Source organism: Legionella sp. km535, assembly GCF_003990085.1.
GTDB lineage: Bacteria > Pseudomonadota > Gammaproteobacteria > Legionellales > Legionellaceae > Legionella > Legionella moravica.
Genome location: NZ_RZGU01000015.1, coordinates 41,694 through 59,040, shown reverse-complemented (window position 1 = coordinate 59,040; position 17,347 = coordinate 41,694). Strand labels below are relative to the sequence as shown.

Here is a 17,347-nt window from a genome sequence, read left to right as displayed (position 1 = left end):
CAATGACAAAAAATTCTAAAGATAAATAAATGAACGAAATTATTCTTGCCACCAGTAATGCTGGAAAAATCAGAGAATTATGTGATTTACTAGCACCCATTCACTGTATTTCCCAATCCTCTTTAGGTATAGACAGCGCTGAAGAAACCGGATTAAGTTTTGTAGAAAATGCCATAATAAAAGCACGACATGCCAGCTTACTTGCCAATAGACCGGCATTGGCAGATGACTCAGGATTGGTAGTACCTGCTCTTAATGGCGAACCCGGTATCTACTCCGCACGCTATGCAGGAGAGCGAGCTACTGATCAAGAGAATATCCAACGTTTATTAAACAATATGGCGCATTTACCCGACGAACAACGGCAGGCCTATTTTTACTGTGCTATAGCCCTGGTTCAACACGCACATGATCCTGCTCCAGTTATTTCCACAGGCATTTGCCATGGAACTATCAGTCTGGTAGCAACAGGCTCTGGTGGATTTGGCTATGATCCTGTGTTTTTTATAAAAGAATATCAATGCACAGCAGCAGAATTACCTGCTAAAATTAAAAATACCATCAGTCATCGCGCAAAAGCATTACTCCATTTACGCGAATTTATTCCCAGTTTAAAATGAACGTTGAACTCGAAAATCTCTTTGCCGAAGCCTATAAATTTCAATATGAAGGCCAACTTCCTCAAGCGATCAGCCTTTACGAACACATCCTGTCCATAAACCCTAAACATAACAACACTCTGCATTTTCTGGGTTTAACTTATGCTCAGTTAGGCGACATGGATAATGCGATTTTATATTTGTTACAGGCACAAGAAGTAAACTCTGGTGATCCCGCATTATTAAATAATCTTGCCAATGCGTATAAAAAGTCCAATCAACTGGATAAAGCCATTCAATTTTACCTCAAGGCAATTCAACTAAAACCAGAATATGCACAGGCACATAATAATCTGGCGACAGTATATGCTTTACAAAATAACTACCAACAAGCACTAATCCATTATGGAAAAGCAGTGAATGCAGAACCGGATTTTAGCGCAGCTCATTTTAATCTGGGGTTGCTGTTGCTTCAGAATAATCAATTAACTGCTGCTAAAACTCAATTTAATAATGTCATTACGCTCAATCCTGCTCATACAGAAGCCTATTTTTATTTGGGGATCTTATATCTGGAAGAGAATATGCTGACAGAAGCAGAGCATGCATTTCAAAAAGTGCTGGAGCAGGATCACGAACAAGTTCAAACACTGGTCAATCTCGGGGTTATTGCTCTCAAAAAAGATCAAAACCAGATTGCTGTCGATTACTTCACAAAAGCATTAGCTCTGGACAATGAAAACATAGATGCTCGCAACAATCTGGCCGCCACGTTCATGCATCATGACCGTTTTGAAAACGCGTTGATGCATTACGATGTCTTACTAAAAAAGGAACCTGATAATATAGAGTATTTATATAACTCAGGCGTTGCGCAAATGGCTCTGGGCCATTTGAATGAAGCGATTATTTTTTTTGAGCAGATCCTGAATTTAAACCACACCCACACCCCCTCCCTGAATAATATGGCAGCCATTTATTTAAAAATGGATATGCGAGAAACATCACGAGAATATTTACAAAGGGCTTTAGCCATTAATCCCCAGGATACCATCAGCAGGCATATGCTCAATGCCCTAAATGGGGCAACAGATGCAGACACGACCCCGGATTACGCCAAAAATCTGTTTAATAATTATGCTCTATATTATGAACAGCACATGAAGGACCAACTCAATTATTCGCTGCCGCAGCACATTGGCAGAACAGTACATGAACTGGAGTTACTCCAGGTCAACAACACTTTGGATATAGGTTGCGGAACCGGATTATCAGGCATAGTACTGCGTGAAATCAGCAAGCGATTAACAGGAATTGATATTGCAGAAAAAATGCTCGCCCATGCCAGGGAAAAAGGGATCTATGACTCACTGGTTCATTCGGAAGTCATTGAATTTCTTAATCAAAACAAACAACTCTATGATTTAATAGTTGCCGTAGATGTATTACCTTATTTTGGAGATTTGAGTAGCCTATTCCAGTTAATCAGTGCTCATCTCAACCCACAAGGATATTTTATCTTTTCTGCAGAACTCAGTGAAAAAGAACCATGGACACTGCAAACCAGTGCTCGCTTCAACCATCATCCTGATTATGTAAAAGACCTGGCCAATGAATGCCAGCTTGAACTCATCAAACAAGAAAAAGTACCGGCACGTCTACACAATCAGCATCCGTTAGAAGTGATGCTCTATGTTCTCAGAAAGATTTGAACTCAATCTCTGTACATAACAAAAAAACCTGTCATGTACAGAGGAACTCAATAACAGATCTAATTCATTTGCAAGATGCACGCATTATGCAAAGCAGCAGGCGTACCCCCAACTTCTTTAACAATTTCCTGATATCTTGGATTCTGGTTAAAGAAGGCCATGTTATTTATATTTCTATTCAAATATTCTTTGTATTCCCTGACCAGGGCATCCTGACTCGGTTTCAAAACATAACCGTAATGAGCCAACGATGCCATTAAAGCCAGCAAACCCAAAGCGGGGGCATTTAATGAAATTAACGTACTCGCAGCAAGTTCAATCAACAAGATTCGTTCCGCTTTTGGTATTGCTTTCCAATCTTTTATAAGCCCATTTTGGCCAGCCCATTGAAGCTGAAGCTGCTGTTTCAATTGTAAGTTTGGCATTTCTTCTCCTGGATCTAATTAATGTCAAAAATTGCCCATCAATTTAACATAAATTGCCCATTTCGATCCACTAAATAAACAAAATGCCCACACTTGTTGCATTTAGATCGTTTAAATGAAAACATCACTTAGCCACGACCGTTAATAAATCCAACTGAGATAATAATCTCTTAATCTTATTATGCTACGCTTAATCTGTAAGGTTAATTTTCAAAATGGTGAAATCTGGCAATGCCTGATCCCTATTTAGTAAATCATATTAATGGGTTAAATAAACATTCTGGTTCAGATCGAACTGGACACATCAAGCACGACCTGAACTATCAGCGTGAAGATGGAGCTCTTGTTCCCATAATTTATAAAGAAAATAAACATCAAAACCCTGAATTATCAATCAAAGAAGTAGCATTTAGTGAGATGGCTCGTCTCTTTATGCTGCCTCATTCAACACCCAGTTATCATTTGGTACATGATAAGGAACACAACAAGATTACCGGTGTGGCCTCTCTTCACATCCATCTTTCTATTGCCCAACAAGTTAATATTAAAAACACTGCCTTTCAAAAAATCAGTTATTCATCGGAAAAAATGCAATATCGATTTGAACAGGTCAAGGTAAGGGGTTCCGCGGATATTCCATACCAATTTCTTAATCAGCTTCCCCACGGTTTTTTCAACACCCTGATGGAACAAAGAAATCTAGGCACGCTTACAATTGATATGGATTCTCTTGCCAGTACTTTTGTCAATAAATACACCCTGGAAGAAGACGATTTACACAAGGGAAACATCGGGATCTATACCATCATCAAAAACAACAAGCCCCATATCGTTTTTTTTAATATCGATCATGAGTTGATGCTCAGCGACAGTATTATGTCGTTTATCAATTTACGGAGCACAAACTGGTCGTATGGAGAAAAGTCATTTAACATTACGCCCCGAGATTTGCTCAATTTTCCAGATCTCCAGGATTCTGGAAATCATTATTGGCCGACTTATAAGCGGTTTATGGTTCAATTTAATGATGATAAAGCATACATCAATTCCAGCGAAAGAAACGCATTCATCAATTTAAAAAATGATCAGGAGTTTAATCGTTATAAATGGAAACGCCTGTTGAAATGCATCCTGACTCCTGAACAACTCATGAAAAATGCTTTGGCCTTACATTTCGATCCATCGAACCCCAAAGATGCATCTGAAATAAATTTGGTCACTCAAGCAATGCATGAACGAATTATAAAACTACGAGCAGCGCTCCTCTCAATTCCGGAGTTTCGTGCCTATATTAACAGTGAGCAAGGAAAAAATGATATTAAAGCCATTAAACAGGAATTCAACCAGTACATGACGGCGGAGCCATACAACCAGCACTCACTAACCGCATCAATTCAAAAGGATATTGAGAGACAATCCGAACGGTATTTAACCTTATGTTCGTCTGAAAATGAATCCGTGATCAAAAATGGAGATACTCCTCTGCATGTTACTATTCGCCTGGGAGAATATCGTTTTGATGAAAGTCACAAATCCTTCAGTGAGTATTTTGGTACTGCTAACTCCGATGGCCAACTTCCCATTGAATTGGCTGCCGAGCTGGCCAAATCCTATGAAACTGGATCTGAAAAGACAAATCCAGGCAAAGATCCTTTATGCGTCATAAAACATCTTCTGGCACATGGCGCAAAGATGACACCCAAAGTTGTAGAAATATTAGAATCAAAGAGCATTGATATAGAACATTATCAATTTCGATCCCAGTACTATGATCGTAAGATAGAAAATTATGCTGACTTAAAAGCGGTGATGGGTGAAATAAGCCAGGATCTTGATTTAAATCTGAAAACAAAAAAAATAATTGCTGCCAACATCATCGAACAGCATATAAATAAACTTTCTCCAAATGAGATAAACCAATTAAAAAACGATTTGAATGGAGCAAAAAATCACCCCATAGCATCAGAGTTTCTCTTCATTAGTCAATTACGCAGCTCTCTGTGGATAGTCAGGGCAATACGAGGTTTATACGGTAATTCATCAACCAGAATGGAGCTGAACAATCTGATTAATGATTCAGAATGCCGACAGAAAATAAATCCGCATCAATTATTCGCCAACCGTTATTCAACCGTTATCGCTGAGAAAAGACCAGAATCTGAGATAGACAATGAATCGAATAAAACCCCAAATTGTTCCAAATAATGACAACTCCATTGGGATGAGTTGGCAGGTCATCAATTGATTCCCAAAATTCCACGATTTATTCCAGAGAGATCCTCGCTAAAATGAACCTACATTAAACGAGACCATTTCAAGATTCCGCGCATATAGCGCGGAACGTAAGCTAAGGAAGCAATTATCAAATGATCCTGATACCTCTCTGAACAAAAGTTTTTTATTCGTTATTAAAAGGGTAATACCAGGCCAGCATTTAATAATTGAATTTGCCTTTTGAATAACAGTTGAATGTGCAACAAATTATCCGCATCCGTTGCTTCAAATCGAGCAACCAGGCAAGGAGTAGTATTCGATGCTCTTAATAATCCCCAGCCATTAGCAAACTCGACTCGCAGACCATCAATAGTTAGAATGCGCGCATCAGGAAAATCAGCGTGTTCACTAAACAATTTCATAAAAATAAATTTTTCATGCTCTGCTATAGTGATTTTCAATTCTGGAGTGTTGATACTGTTGGGGATTAATTTGAATTGCTCACTAACGGTTAAATCTGAAGCACTGATAATTTCTAATAATCGGCAAGCGCTATACAACGCATCATCAAAACCATACCAACGATCCTTGAAAAACAGATGACCACTCATTTCACCAGCCAAAGCAGCCTGTTCTTCTTTCATAACGGCTTTAACAATAGAGTGTCCTGTAGGACACATTTTTGCAATTCCACCTGCGTCCTTAATGACGTGTTCCAGATGAGTAGAACATTTAACATCATAAACTATGGTCGCTCCGGGATTTCGACTTAAAACCTCACGGGAAAAAAGCATCATTAGACGATCGGGCCAAATCATCTCCCCTGAATTGGTAATTAAGCCCAAGCGATCAGCATCGCCATCAAAAGCCAATCCTATATCAGCATGATGAAAGGCTACTGCTTCCTTTAAATCAACTAAGTTCGCCTCTATGGTCGGATCAGGATGATGATTGGGAAAACGACCATCCACTTCACAGTATAAAGGAATAACGTCACAGCCCAATTCAGAGAGAACTGCAGGAATAATTGGCCCGGCAATCCCGTTTCCGCAATCAACCACAACTTTCAATGGCTTTTTGAGTTGAATATCGCTGACTATACGCTGGATATAATGGCTTATTACATCGAAATGCGTTTCCTTCCCTTGTCCTTGTAAGCGTTTGCCCTCAACAACCAGCTCATAAAGAGTGTCTATATCTTCCTGTGTTAACGTTTTCCCTGCCAACACCATTTTAATGCCATTATAATTGGCCGGATTATGACTTCCAGTAACCATTAACCCACAATCCAGACCTTGAGTATGGGTAGCATAATACATCACAGGCGTCGCTACAGCGCCCAGATCCACCACATCAATTCCACTGTCCAGAAGCCCTGTTTTTAAGGCCTGAGACAAACTGGGACTGGTAAGGCGACCGTCACGAGCCAAGTAAATGCTTTTTCGGTTCAAAGCCTGCAAATAGCAGGCAATCGCTAAACCAATGGTATAAAAGGAGTGTTCGTCCAAATCTTGCCCTATGACACCTCTGATATCATAGGCACGAAAAACGGAACGAGGAATTTGTACCTGTTGATACATCATCTAATGCCTCCCAGAGCTGCCAAAACCGCCCTCACCTCGACTGCTTTCAGTAAATGAATTCACTATTTCAAAGGCTGCCTGGACTACGGGAATAAACACCAATTGCGCAACACGCTCACCAGGGTTTATCGTAAAAGATTCCTGACTTCTATTCCAACAGGATATTTTTAGCTCCCCCTGATAATCAGAATCAATCAAACCAACGAGGTTTCCCAAAACAATGCCATTTTTATGCCCCAAACCCGAACGAGGCAAGATGACTGCGGCCAATTTGGGATCGGCTATGTATATAGAAAGTCCTGTAGGCAACAAAACCGTTTCCTGTGGGGCTATCTGGATGGGTTCAGAAATGCAAACCCGCAGATCCAAACCAGCAGAACCATCAGTGGCATAGGCAGGCAAGGGAATCGTGTCCCCAATCCGTGAATCCAGTATTTTTAATTGTATTACCTGGTGCATCATCAATTCCAATAAGTTCAATGGCGGCCATTTTGCAGAGTTGCAGCAAGGATTGCAATAATTTGTCCAGCCAGCCGCGTTTTATTGGTCATAGGAAGATCTATCTGATTGTTTTTTGTAATTATAGTGACTTGATTGTCATCATTCTCAAAACCCAATCCATTCCCCACCTGGTTCGCGATGATCATATCCAATTTTTTGTTAATTAACTTTTCTTTGGCATACTGAATCAGAGCAGTCGTTTCTGCGGCGAACCCAACGACATACCCTGCTTGACCACTGGCTGAAACCATACTGAGAATATCGGGATTTTTTACTAAATCAAGCGTTAATTCTGCATGATTATTTTTCTTAATTTTTTCCGTTGCCGGGGTCGCCACTTTATAATCAGCAACCGCAGCCGCTCCGATAAACAAAGTGCCCGGTTGCAAACGATTCATTACTTCGTCCAGCATGGATTGCGCCGACTCTACCCGAACCAATTCGACTCCTGCCGAAGCGGACAGAGCACTGGGGCCACTAATCAGCGTTACGCGCGCTCCAGCCATGGCTGCGGCCTCTGCCAAAGCAAAGCCCATTTTTCCAGAACTGTAATTACTTAAATAGCGAACAGGATCAATTGCCTCTCGGGTGGGGCCGGCTGTAATCAGCACATTGTTCCCTGCTAATAATTGATGAACCTCATACAAACGCAGAGCGCTAATGATCTGTTCTGCTTCACTGACGCGTCCCAATCCATGTTCACCACAGGCTTGTGAACCCTCTTCAGGCCCAACAAAAAAAACACCACGCTCTTTCAAAAGCGCGCAGTTTGCCTGGGTTGCAGGATGAGCCCACATACTCCGATTCATCGCAGGACAAACAATGACTGGAGTTTCAGTCACCAGATACAAGGTAGACAATAAATCGTCTGCAATGCCTTGAGCCATTTTAGCGAGACAATTTGCCGATGCCGGCACAATTAATAAGTAATCAGCCCACCGCGCCAATTCAATATGCCCCATGGCATGTTCCGATTGCCGATCAAATAAATCAGTACGTACTTCATTGCTGGATAATGCCTGCATTAACAATGGACTGATAAACTGTTGGGCGGATTGAGTCATTACCACTCTGACCTCCGCTCCAAGTCGAGTTAACTCTCTTACCAGATAGGCTGACTTATAAGCAGCAACCCCGCCACAAACGCCCAAAAGGATTTTTTTATCAATAAAATCTTGCATGACTGACCGTTTTTTATAAGAATACCAGCGATCAAAGCACAAACTTCGCAATAAAGGAATAAAAAAGGAATACAAAATGACGGTTGTCCAATCAACACCGCGGTTCGATCTGCGTGAAAAATTACTTCATTACGGCGTACAAAGCCTCTCTGACACTGAATTACTAGCGGTATTTATCAGCTCCGGAAGCAGGAAAAAATCCTGTTTGCAGTTGGCCTATGATCTGATCAAGCATCTTGGAGATTTACGGGCAATCCTGAATGCCTCCGCCCAGAATTTCAAGCAGGTTTCCGGTCTGGGAGAAGTGCGCTACCTGCAATTACAGGCAGTAAAAGAAATCTGCCGTCGCAGTGATTTTATCCATTTACAAAAAGAAACCCAGATAACCAACAGCAAACAAACATATGCTTATTTGAAAAAAAGATTGCGTGATTATAAAAATGAAACCTTTGCTGCCCTTTATCTGGATACCCAACACCGGATCATCGCTTACGAAGAGCTCTTTTCAGGCACGATTAATTCAGCAACCGTTCATACGCGCCCTATTATAGAACGGGTTCTCCAACTCAATGCAGCAGCATTGATTCTCGCTCACAACCATCCCTCTGGAGTGTCCGATGCAAGTCATCAGGACCTGGAAGTTACTGAGCGCATTCGTGAGGCGCTTGAGCTGGTAGATGCGCGATTATTAGACCATATCGTCATAGGAGACAATGAGGTCTATTCCATCATTGCAGAGAGTAAAAGTGTCTGCAATTAATGGTGTTTAAAGTCTCTTCATCCTGAATTCAGCAGCCTCTTCGTGCATTTAATGGCGATGATACAACTGCCAAATTCAGGATCAGAAGCCCCAAATCATCAATAATGGATAAAAAAAATGGTACAACTGTTCATCCCTGATTTTATCAAAAACCGAATGGTCCAACTCATTCTTGTAATCATTAGCTTAATGGATATCGCTGCCTCAGGAACTTTAAAACATATGCTCATTTTATTCGGTTTACCGTATTTGGCTTCCATAGCCCTTTTCTGTTTAATTAATCCGAGAAAATCACCGATTAAACCCAGAGTCAGCGAGCAATACAGGCCTTACAACAATAAAAAAAACAGACGCTAAAGTCTGCTAAATGACCACCCACTGGTTTAACCTGAGTTCAGCAATTGAATTCAGGATTAAAGATTCAAAAAAGTGTCTTGCTCCTTTCAAGCGCCCCAAAGCGAATTCGCTTTGGGGTTTCTTGATGAGAACAATCCCCAGAAAAACTGCCAGCAAAAAAAGAACTATGACTATTTCTGACATAAATTCCTCATCAATAATGTTGGTCAGTGAAACCGTTGAGATTAATATCAAGTTGATTCAAATACAGTATGGACTTGTTGAATGTTATTAATCAAATGGATCAGTTATCAATTGGGACTCAATCAAGTTTACTTATCAAGTTCAATCCACGCCAACTCCGGGCACAGCATTACCTTATTTTATTGACCAAGTAATGCGATCTTCATTCAATATCCTATGAACTTCATTGGTTGAAGTCTGTAATGCATGCCGGGTAGAGCGAACTGTAGCAGGAGGGATTTTAAAAAATTGTAATATGCTTGTGCTGAACGCGTTTTGATTATGATATCGATTTAACGCATCGCTATCGTTTTGGCTTATTCGAACAGCCTGAGCATAAGCACTCACGTTTTGTTTTAAAGAATGTTCTAATGTATCCCGTAAATTGGTGTAATCATCCAGATTATAATTTTTATTGATATTGCCCCTAATCACGTTAACTGACTGGCGCAATTGCTTCATAATGTTACTAATTACCACTGTCTTATCGTTGTCCTTACCGTATTTGTCCAGTAAACGGTTGACTATAGCCTCTAACCTTCTTTTCAAATAATTCATGGCATTAAGTATATAGGTACTTTTCTCTTCAAAGAATTTAACCAGTTTTTTAAGATGCTCCTCCGATTGTGTTTGCCGGAGATGTTGAGTATTCAAATCCTTCATCGGCGATAATGAGTGTCTGAGAGGATCAAAATTCTGTACATGATTTATATAAGTGCCCGATTGACTGTCTTTAGTGCGATAAAAATTCTTAATCCGGGCTTTATATTGCGATGCAGGATAAATTTCATTAGCCCAAGGATCACAAATATAGGCATTGGTACCCCATGTTTCTGGCTTGTTCGGATGACTGTTTTTCTCCTTTCCTAACACCAAAAGAGCATGATCCCCTCCGACGATGCAGTAAACTTCCGCTTCAATCTCAGGCAGAAAGTGAACTACATAATCTAAAGCCATTATTGCCAGTTCATAACAATTACCTAATGAGAATTTTTTGCATAGATCAATCGTCTGATAAAATCGCTTGATTGTTTTATCTATTTCCAAATCGTATAACCGAGATTCCCTACATAATCGGCGCAGATCCAACAACGCTTTGTTTAGGGAAGACTTTTGAATGGCAAGATAAGAATTGTTGATCAATTGAGTACTACCCAGCAAGATATAAGATCGCGCATAATCAGAGGCCAATTGCGCAGCCTGTTCTGAAGTTATACTACTCTGAGAAGACGACATAAATCACCACATCACTACCTATTTAATTCAATGTGAATCAAGTTCATTTAAACCAAACAAGCCATCACTGCTTTCCTCCATAATATTCCATGAATAAGCCATTCTGTACATGAAAAAATTATCCTCTGTACCGAGATTTATTAGAATCCAATGGATTACTTAGGACAGCCATATTGTGTATACTTCATTGGTTTTAAATAATCCCGGAAATGATGAAAATCACCCCTCCATGTTTGTGAATAATTTAGACTGATTTTATGGAAATTTTGAAGAATCTTGCCGCCGTATACGTCACCAAACCCGAATTTCGCACTGAACTTTGTGACGAATTAGGAGTAACAACAGAAGTCGTTGAAGATTTGGTTTTTTCTCCTCGCCAAAAACTCGATGTCTGTTTTGCTCAGGATATTTGGCTGGAGCCTGTGGTCGTCAACTTTCAATCTATTTCTGAAGCCGTTAAAATTCTTCGTCAAGCAGGAAAATTTTGGTACTTACACCCCGTACATCACATCAGAAGATCGCGACTGATTGAAGATCAACTCCGTAAGTGCCCATCTCTCGATCGGCATTTTGCCAGAGATATTGAGCTGCCTGCTATTGGGGCTTTTTGTCTTATGGATCAAAATACCTTGATTTATAGTACTAAACGCTTAAAAAAATGGCCGCAGGGGAAATGTTTCTTCATAGAAGATAAAGTAAACCCACCCAATCGCGCTTATTTAAAATTATGGGAAGCACTTTTTCTGCTGGGCAAATACCCCAAACCAGGTGATACAGTGTTGGATCTCGGCGCATCACCAGGAGGCTGGACTTACGTCATGCAATCACTGGGTGCGACGGTTACTGCGGTTGATAAAGCTCATTTAGATGAGAAAATAGCAAAACTTCCTGGAGTTCATTTTTTACAACAAAGTGCCTTTGCTTTAGATCCCTATACTCTGCAGCACGGTTATGATTGGGTACTGTCGGACGTGGCCTGTTATCCAGATAGAGCCTATGCCCTTATCAGGAAATGGATTGAATCTGGCAAGGCAAAACAGTTGATCTTTACTGTCAAGCTTCAAGGAAAAACTGATTTGGCATCGATAAAGCAATTTCAGGAAATCCCTGACTCGCGCATTTTGAATCTATTTTATAATAAACATGAAGCGACGTTTTTTTACCCTGCCTGAAGTTCGCCATTTTTATTTATGAATCGTGCCGCAACGAATATCATAAATAAAGCTGTGATCATGCTCGGTTAGTTTTTGAGATAATGGTTGATTAATCATGATGTGCGATGCAGCCTCTTCAGATAAATCATACTTAACCAGAAAACTGCGCTCGACAAACCGAGCATTATTTTGTGCCGCTTGAATAATATGCTTCCAGATGACGTCATAGCTATTTCTATTGGCATAAGATGAAAAATCTGAAACCGAAAATGCAGTAAACGTATTAGGAGATTCACTTAATATTTGTTCCAGGCTACAGTTTTTAATAACAATACGTCCCAAACGCTGTTTAAGTTGCCGAAAGTGTTCTTCTTGCAAATGAATGGGTAAACAATCTGAATGATACTGTCCTAAAAAAATCAGATTTAAATAAGGATTAGTAGCAAAAAGTTGTGTCCCGGCTATGTGATCAAAGCGATTATGCAGATATGCAGAAATATCAAAATCACGAGGGACAAAGGCAATACCTGGTTCTTTCAAAATATACTTCCAGATAAATCGGCGCCCTGTAATATAAATAATCAAGGACCAAAAACGGCTTTTCCACTCGTCATTCCATATTCTTTTTTGATCTTCCAGAGAGGTACATGAAAACAATTTAGCTAAGGTTTTTTTCTGGAGTGCGACTATACTCCCTATCTGGCGCATGTAGTGTTCCCAAACTCCTTGATATATGACTCCTGACTGAATTAAAGAAAACTGATTTTGCCAAAAGTCAGCAGCCTCCCTGGATAGATCTTTTTTTATTTTTGCATAAAGCTCGTCCCGATGCCGGCAAGGATTAACACCGATAAAATCAAGCATGGATTCATAATCCAGATGATTTATAACAGCCATTTTTAGCTCTAATAAATAATTTTGTTTTGCATTAAAATCAACAGCGGTGATTTGACAATCAGCCTGGCTCAGTAAATCAAGAGGTCGAGCACCGCTTCCCGTAATGCATAAAACATGATCTGTTTCATTAAGCTTTAATCCCTCTAGTTCCGAACGCGGATCCTCGTTGGCAGAGGAATAAATAATTTGATCAAAAAAATTATTCATGATGAGCCATTATAAATTCAAATTAATAGTACGTGCTGGCAAAATAATGCCATTCCTGGATAGTTGATCCGCATCATAACGTTGCCTGCGGATGTAATTGCTAGCACAATCACCTATTGAAGAGGCTGAATGGCGCGTTTTTTCATAAGCGAGATTTTCCCTTTGCAAATCTAATATTTTTCGATCTTGCCAAAGAATCCGTTCAGCCATGAGCCGCACAACGGGGGTAAAAATCCTGTTGATCATCCCATTAAAATTTAAAGTAATTGCAAAAAATAATTGAGTTTGATTTTCACTGATCGGCCGCATGGCAACCCAGGCACTAAATGCCGGACTCTCGGTCTCAAAATAATAATTAATCTTGACATGCGCTGGCAAGATAAACGTATCCGTATGAGAAACCATTTTTCCTTGAGGATTAATTAATCGGCTAAATAAACTGATGTCTTCCTGTGATGGATGATGACTAACTAAAACCTCATTTTCGTGCATGGAAACATCAACCAACCGTGACATTAATTGGCTACTATCACGTATTAACCCCGAATGAACAAATAACGTGTGAGGTGAATCCATGAAGTTTTCAATAATATCTTCTATATGATGATTAAACTTTTTTTCAATAAGTACGGTTTTTGATTTATTTGAGGTGGTTTCTATAATTTTAGGTGGAGCTAATCGTGCTGTTTCTTGTAAACAGACCCAAACCATCAAATTATCGTCATGTACTAAAAAGGGAATCAAGCCCGGCTTTGATTTAGGTTGATCCGCATCACAAAGAGAGGGTACAGCACTTAAAGTGCCGCAAGGTTTAAATGACCAGCCATGATAGGGACAGACTAATTCATCATTCACCACCAGACCTGAACTCAAAGGCGCTTGTCTATGAGGACATACATCCTTATGAGCACGCCATTCATTTTGAGAGCGCCACAAGACTATGGGTGTATCGAGTAATACAAAACGTTGGGGTTTCGCTGAATTTTTACGGAGAACCTGACTGAATCCCAAAGGATACCAATAATGACCCAGTCCAGAATCCATGCGACCAGTAATATTGTTTTTATTCACTACACGTTCCTCTGAACATTCATTTTAATTCATTGTAGCTTAATAGTTAAATCATTCTATTCTGAATGCATATTCTGCATCAACCACTCTGATCTTTTTTTAGCAAAAGAAAGTCTTTTCATTGATTCAGATTACTTTCAACTATACCAAACAGGATTTAACGTTCTAAATAGCCAACTGTCGCTTGATCACATCTTTATCCATGCCAAGTGGCTTTGATCGCGGCCCAGGGGGCAGTGCTAACGCTGTGGATCCCGCGGTCACAGCCGCGGGAATTCGATTGAGATGTGAGTACATACTGAACTAAAAAATACTCACATCTCATTGGGATTCTATTTTATACAAGGAGACGAAAATTTACAAAGTACATGCCATTGCAATACACTACGTATTCCGAAGCCGTCTGAACTGTATAAAGTACAGTGCTCGTACTTTGTTTTATATCTCAAACCAAACAGAAAGCCTGGATACAATAAGACTTCAGGGACCTTACCTAATTGTTTTTAATGGTCTTATTCTTTGAATATAGAGGTATATAATCAAAGGATTGCCGACAAGTGTCTGAGCCACACTCATCGTACGTATTGTCAGCGCATAGAAAAAATTCCTGTGCTCCATATTGTGCTGCTCGAGATAAAGCATCGTCAATAGAATTGAAATGCCATAGCTCTTTTCCTTTATGAATAAATTCATCAGCATCTTTAGAGATAATTTCTACAATGTATTCATGAAGCTCGACTGGTGAATAAATCAAAGCGATAGCCTTAGAACCATTCTTCGCTTGATGAATTAAACTTTCGCGTGTTTGATTTGCCATAATTTTATTCCTAATGACTAAGCTCTAGTATAATTATAGGCTTAATTTTACACATCAACTCCCAATAAATGCCAAATTTTAAACACAATGAACTCAATTAGATCATAAGGAGGTGCTGGGCTTGAGTTATTTTCCCTAAGCTCGCAAGCCCTACATCCGAATATTTATAATGTCCGAATGGATAGCGCCCCCCCCCCAATAAAACCTGAGTGTTTTTTTATGACCAATTTTCAATTTAAAGTTCCTCTAAATGACAAAAAAACCTATCATGCGCGCAGGGGTCAGGACAGTTTTATGGGTCATGTACAGAGATAAAGTTCACATGATCCTGCATTAAAAGCCCTTGGGGTGAAGAGATTTGCATCATGTGATAGAATAAAGCTTATACAATAGCATTTGCTGGTACACACTCATCCCAAAAAGAACCAATCAATACGATTAATGATGAGGGCAAATGATAACACTAGAATAGGATGTAAAAGATAACTTTATGAACAAATTTACAATTTCATTGACTATTAAACGACTCCTAACAGGCTTACTCCCAATACTGCTGGTTGCTTGCACCCATCAACAAGCTAATGGTCCGGGTCAGTATGTGGTTAGAGGTAAAACATATCATGTGATGAAGTCTGCCAAAAACTACAAAGCTAAAGGAATTGCTTCCTGGTACGGAACACACCCCCGGCATCAAAAAACATCGAACGGTGAGCGTTTCAACAAGTATGCGATGACCGCAGCTCATCCAACACTCCCCATTGCGACTCGAGTACGGGTGAAAAACCTGAATAACGGTAAGTCGATAGTAGTTCGAATTAATGATCGAGGGCCTTTTGTATCGAACAGGCTAATTGATTTATCCTTCGGTGCCGCTAAAAAACTCGGTATCAAAGGCCTTGCTCCTGTTGAAATTGAAGTGGTTTAACTTGGCTGGGACGTAATGCTTATTCAAAAGAATAAGCTGTTCTATCAAGAGGATTTTCACATTCAGGGCAAGACACTGCAATGCATTATAGATGACATGTTCCGTGGTTATTGTAACTTTATAACCAAATCGTGTCAGGCCCTTGAAAAATCAAAAGAAAGAATATCGGCTATTCCTGGCTGTTCCAAGGCTAGAGCAAGCAAGCGATCCACTCCCAGAGCAACACCGCTGCATGAAGGTAATCCATGTTCCAAAGCCTGCAATAAATAGTGGTCGGCTTCTGCTGCGGGCAAACCATGCTGTTTTCTCAGATCGTTATCCTGTACAAAACGTTTCGCTTGAGCATGAACATCGGTGAGTTCATGAAAGCCATTCGCTAGCTCTACTCCTTGATAATAAACCTCAAACCGTTCGGCTACACCATTCTGAATTTTAGCCAAAGATGCCTGAGAAGGTGGGAAATCATAAACGGCAACAGGCGAATTAATCTTGCCAAGGAAAGGTTCAACAACATGACTCATTAATAAAAATAAATACTGATCTCTGTCCTGCTCCTGAGATGACAAAACAGTGTCCAGTTGATTGTTCAACAGTACATTCTTGAATTGATCAATCGAGGCGGTAAACGGATCCAGCTCACAACTTTCAATGAAGGCCTCTTGGTACGTTTTTTTGATCATTGGCTCAGTCTGTAATAAGGTTTGCAACAATAAATCCATTTCCTCCATCAAGGCATGATGATCAATGCCCAACTGATACCATTCCAATAAAGTAAACTCAGGATTATGCCACCTCCCCAGCTCATCATCTCTAAAAACTCGCGCCAACTGAAAAATAGGACCACTGCCTGCGGCAAGCAAACGTTTCATATGGTATTCAGGCGAGGTCTGCAGGCAATAAGATCGTCCTCGAAAAGTGGCCTTGATATTACTTAAATACACATCAGTCACACCAAATTGAGCCATTATCGGTGTTTCAACTTCGAGATAGTGTCTGCTACTGAAAAATTGACGAATTTTTGCAATAAACTGAGCGCGTTGCTGGAGTAATTCAATAGAAGCAGAAGGGTGCCAAGGGATCTCATGCATGATTAATAAAAAATCCCCAACTCAAGTCGTGCCGCTTCCGTCATTCGATCCTGCGACCAAGGCGGTTCCCAGACTAGCTCAACGGTACAATCACTAACCCCCTCGACCTGGTTTACGGCCTGCTCAACAGTTCCCGGAAACGTTTGTGCCACAGGACACCCGGGGGTTGTCAGAGTCATCTTGATGTCGACATGCCCTTCATCGTTAATGGCGACGTCATAAATCAATCCCAAATCATAAATATTGACTGGAATTTCAGGATCAAAAACTCCCTTCAGCGCCAATATCACATGTTCTTTTACTGCTTCATTATCCTGTTTTTTCTTAAAACCAAACATGCCACACCTCTAACTGATTTGCTTGCTGGAACGAACACAATATGACGAGTCAACTTTTAA

At 40.2% G+C, this 17,347-nt stretch carries 17 protein-coding genes; 7 read left to right on the top strand and 10 right to left on the bottom strand.

The genetic code is table 11. The annotated features are described in order from the left end of the window. Positions 1 to 29: 29 nt before the first annotated feature. A complete protein-coding gene (rdgB, locus tag ELY21_RS10140) occupies positions 30 to 620 on the top strand; it encodes an RdgB/HAM1 family non-canonical purine NTP pyrophosphatase (RefSeq protein WP_127109164.1) in 591 nt (196 codons plus the stop codon). Beyond that, the gene (locus tag ELY21_RS10135; protein WP_127109162.1) at positions 617 to 2,311 is read left to right on the top strand and encodes a tetratricopeptide repeat protein; all 1,695 of its coding nucleotides are present in this window, start codon (positions 617 to 619) and stop codon (positions 2,309 to 2,311) included. Before rdgB ends, ELY21_RS10135 begins: the two co-directional genes overlap by 4 nt. Positions 2,312 to 2,370: 59 nt before the next feature. On the opposite strand, the gene ELY21_RS10130 is transcribed toward ELY21_RS10135, so the two are convergent. Beyond that, complete coding sequence (locus ELY21_RS10130) at positions 2,371 to 2,736, bottom strand: hypothetical protein (RefSeq protein WP_127109160.1); 366 nt, start codon at positions 2,734 to 2,736, stop codon at positions 2,371 to 2,373. Between the two features lie 231 nt (positions 2,737 to 2,967). On the opposite strand from ELY21_RS10130, the gene ankK reads away from it, so the two are divergent. After that, complete coding sequence (gene ankK / locus ELY21_RS10125) at positions 2,968 to 4,941, top strand: Dot/Icm T4SS effector AnkK/LegA5 (protein ID WP_127109158.1); 1,974 nt, start codon at positions 2,968 to 2,970, stop codon at positions 4,939 to 4,941. 203 nt (positions 4,942 to 5,144) lie between these two features. Here ankK and ELY21_RS10120 read toward each other — a convergent pair whose 3' ends face one another. From ELY21_RS10120 to coaBC, 3 genes are read right to left on the bottom strand one after another with little or no spacing between them, the layout of a single operon-like run. Then, positions 5,145 to 6,533 carry a phosphomannomutase/phosphoglucomutase gene (locus ELY21_RS10120; protein WP_127109156.1) on the bottom strand — a complete coding sequence of 463 codons (1,389 nt, stop codon included), beginning with the start codon at positions 6,531 to 6,533 and terminating at the stop codon, positions 5,145 to 5,147. Continuing rightward, a complete protein-coding gene (gene dut, locus ELY21_RS10115; protein ID WP_127109239.1) occupies positions 6,534 to 6,992 on the bottom strand; it encodes a dUTP diphosphatase in 459 nt (152 codons plus the stop codon). It abuts the gene before it with no gap. 17 nt (positions 6,993 to 7,009) lie between these two features. Further along, the gene (coaBC, locus tag ELY21_RS10110; protein ID WP_127109154.1) at positions 7,010 to 8,215 is read right to left on the bottom strand and encodes a bifunctional phosphopantothenoylcysteine decarboxylase/phosphopantothenate--cysteine ligase CoaBC; all 1,206 of its coding nucleotides are present in this window, start codon (positions 8,213 to 8,215) and stop codon (positions 7,010 to 7,012) included. 76 nt (positions 8,216 to 8,291) lie between these two features. Between coaBC and radC the strand changes: the two genes are divergently transcribed. Both radC and ELY21_RS10100 read left to right on the top strand, forming a co-directional pair. After that, on the top strand, positions 8,292 to 8,975 hold the full coding sequence (radC, locus tag ELY21_RS10105) for a DNA repair protein RadC (RefSeq protein WP_127109152.1): 684 nt from the start codon (positions 8,292 to 8,294) through the stop codon (positions 8,973 to 8,975). A gap of 117 nt (positions 8,976 to 9,092) precedes the next feature. Beyond that, positions 9,093 to 9,332, top strand: coding sequence for a hypothetical protein (locus ELY21_RS10100; protein ID WP_028383751.1), 240 nt, complete (start codon positions 9,093 to 9,095; stop codon positions 9,330 to 9,332). A gap of 357 nt (positions 9,333 to 9,689) precedes the next feature. Here the strand turns inward: ELY21_RS10100 and ELY21_RS10095 are convergent, their stop codons facing one another. Beyond that, the gene (locus tag ELY21_RS10095) at positions 9,690 to 10,790 is read right to left on the bottom strand and encodes a hypothetical protein (protein ID WP_127109150.1); all 1,101 of its coding nucleotides are present in this window, start codon (positions 10,788 to 10,790) and stop codon (positions 9,690 to 9,692) included. Between the two features lie 257 nt (positions 10,791 to 11,047). Between ELY21_RS10095 and ELY21_RS10090 the strand changes: the two genes are divergently transcribed. Then, positions 11,048 to 11,962 (top strand): FtsJ-like methyltransferase family protein, encoded by a 915-nt coding sequence (locus ELY21_RS10090; RefSeq protein ID WP_127109148.1) that lies wholly within the window; start codon positions 11,048 to 11,050, stop codon positions 11,960 to 11,962. 12 nt (positions 11,963 to 11,974) lie between these two features. Here the strand turns inward: ELY21_RS10090 and ELY21_RS10085 are convergent, their stop codons facing one another. The 3 genes from ELY21_RS10085 to ELY21_RS10075 all read right to left on the bottom strand — a co-directional run bounded on the left by ELY21_RS10085 (position 11,975) and on the right by ELY21_RS10075 (position 14,936). Beyond that, on the bottom strand, positions 11,975 to 13,048 hold the full coding sequence (locus tag ELY21_RS10085) for a DUF3419 family protein (RefSeq protein WP_127109146.1): 1,074 nt from the start codon (positions 13,046 to 13,048) through the stop codon (positions 11,975 to 11,977). 9 nt (positions 13,049 to 13,057) lie between these two features. Continuing rightward, the gene (locus ELY21_RS10080; protein ID WP_127109144.1) at positions 13,058 to 14,119 is read right to left on the bottom strand and encodes an aromatic ring-hydroxylating dioxygenase subunit alpha; all 1,062 of its coding nucleotides are present in this window, start codon (positions 14,117 to 14,119) and stop codon (positions 13,058 to 13,060) included. Between the two features lie 493 nt (positions 14,120 to 14,612). Continuing rightward, positions 14,613 to 14,936: a hypothetical protein gene (locus ELY21_RS10075; protein ID WP_127109142.1), complete on the bottom strand. Its 324-nt coding sequence runs from the start codon at positions 14,934 to 14,936 to the stop codon at positions 14,613 to 14,615. A 490-nt stretch (positions 14,937 to 15,426) separates the two neighbouring features. Here ELY21_RS10075 and ELY21_RS10070 point away from each other — a divergent pair, with 490 nt between their 5' ends. Continuing rightward, positions 15,427 to 15,861: a septal ring lytic transglycosylase RlpA family protein gene (locus ELY21_RS10070; protein WP_028383746.1), complete on the top strand. Its 435-nt coding sequence runs from the start codon at positions 15,427 to 15,429 to the stop codon at positions 15,859 to 15,861. Positions 15,862 to 15,995: 134 nt separating this feature from the next. On the opposite strand, the gene epmA is transcribed toward ELY21_RS10070, so the two are convergent. Further along, positions 15,996 to 16,949 (bottom strand): elongation factor P--(R)-beta-lysine ligase, encoded by a 954-nt coding sequence (gene epmA, locus ELY21_RS10065; RefSeq protein WP_127109140.1) that lies wholly within the window; start codon positions 16,947 to 16,949, stop codon positions 15,996 to 15,998. Between the two features lie 2 nt (positions 16,950 to 16,951). Next, on the bottom strand, positions 16,952 to 17,287 hold the full coding sequence (locus ELY21_RS10060) for an SUF system Fe-S cluster assembly protein (protein WP_028383744.1): 336 nt from the start codon (positions 17,285 to 17,287) through the stop codon (positions 16,952 to 16,954). Positions 17,288 to 17,347 lie beyond the last annotated feature (60 nt).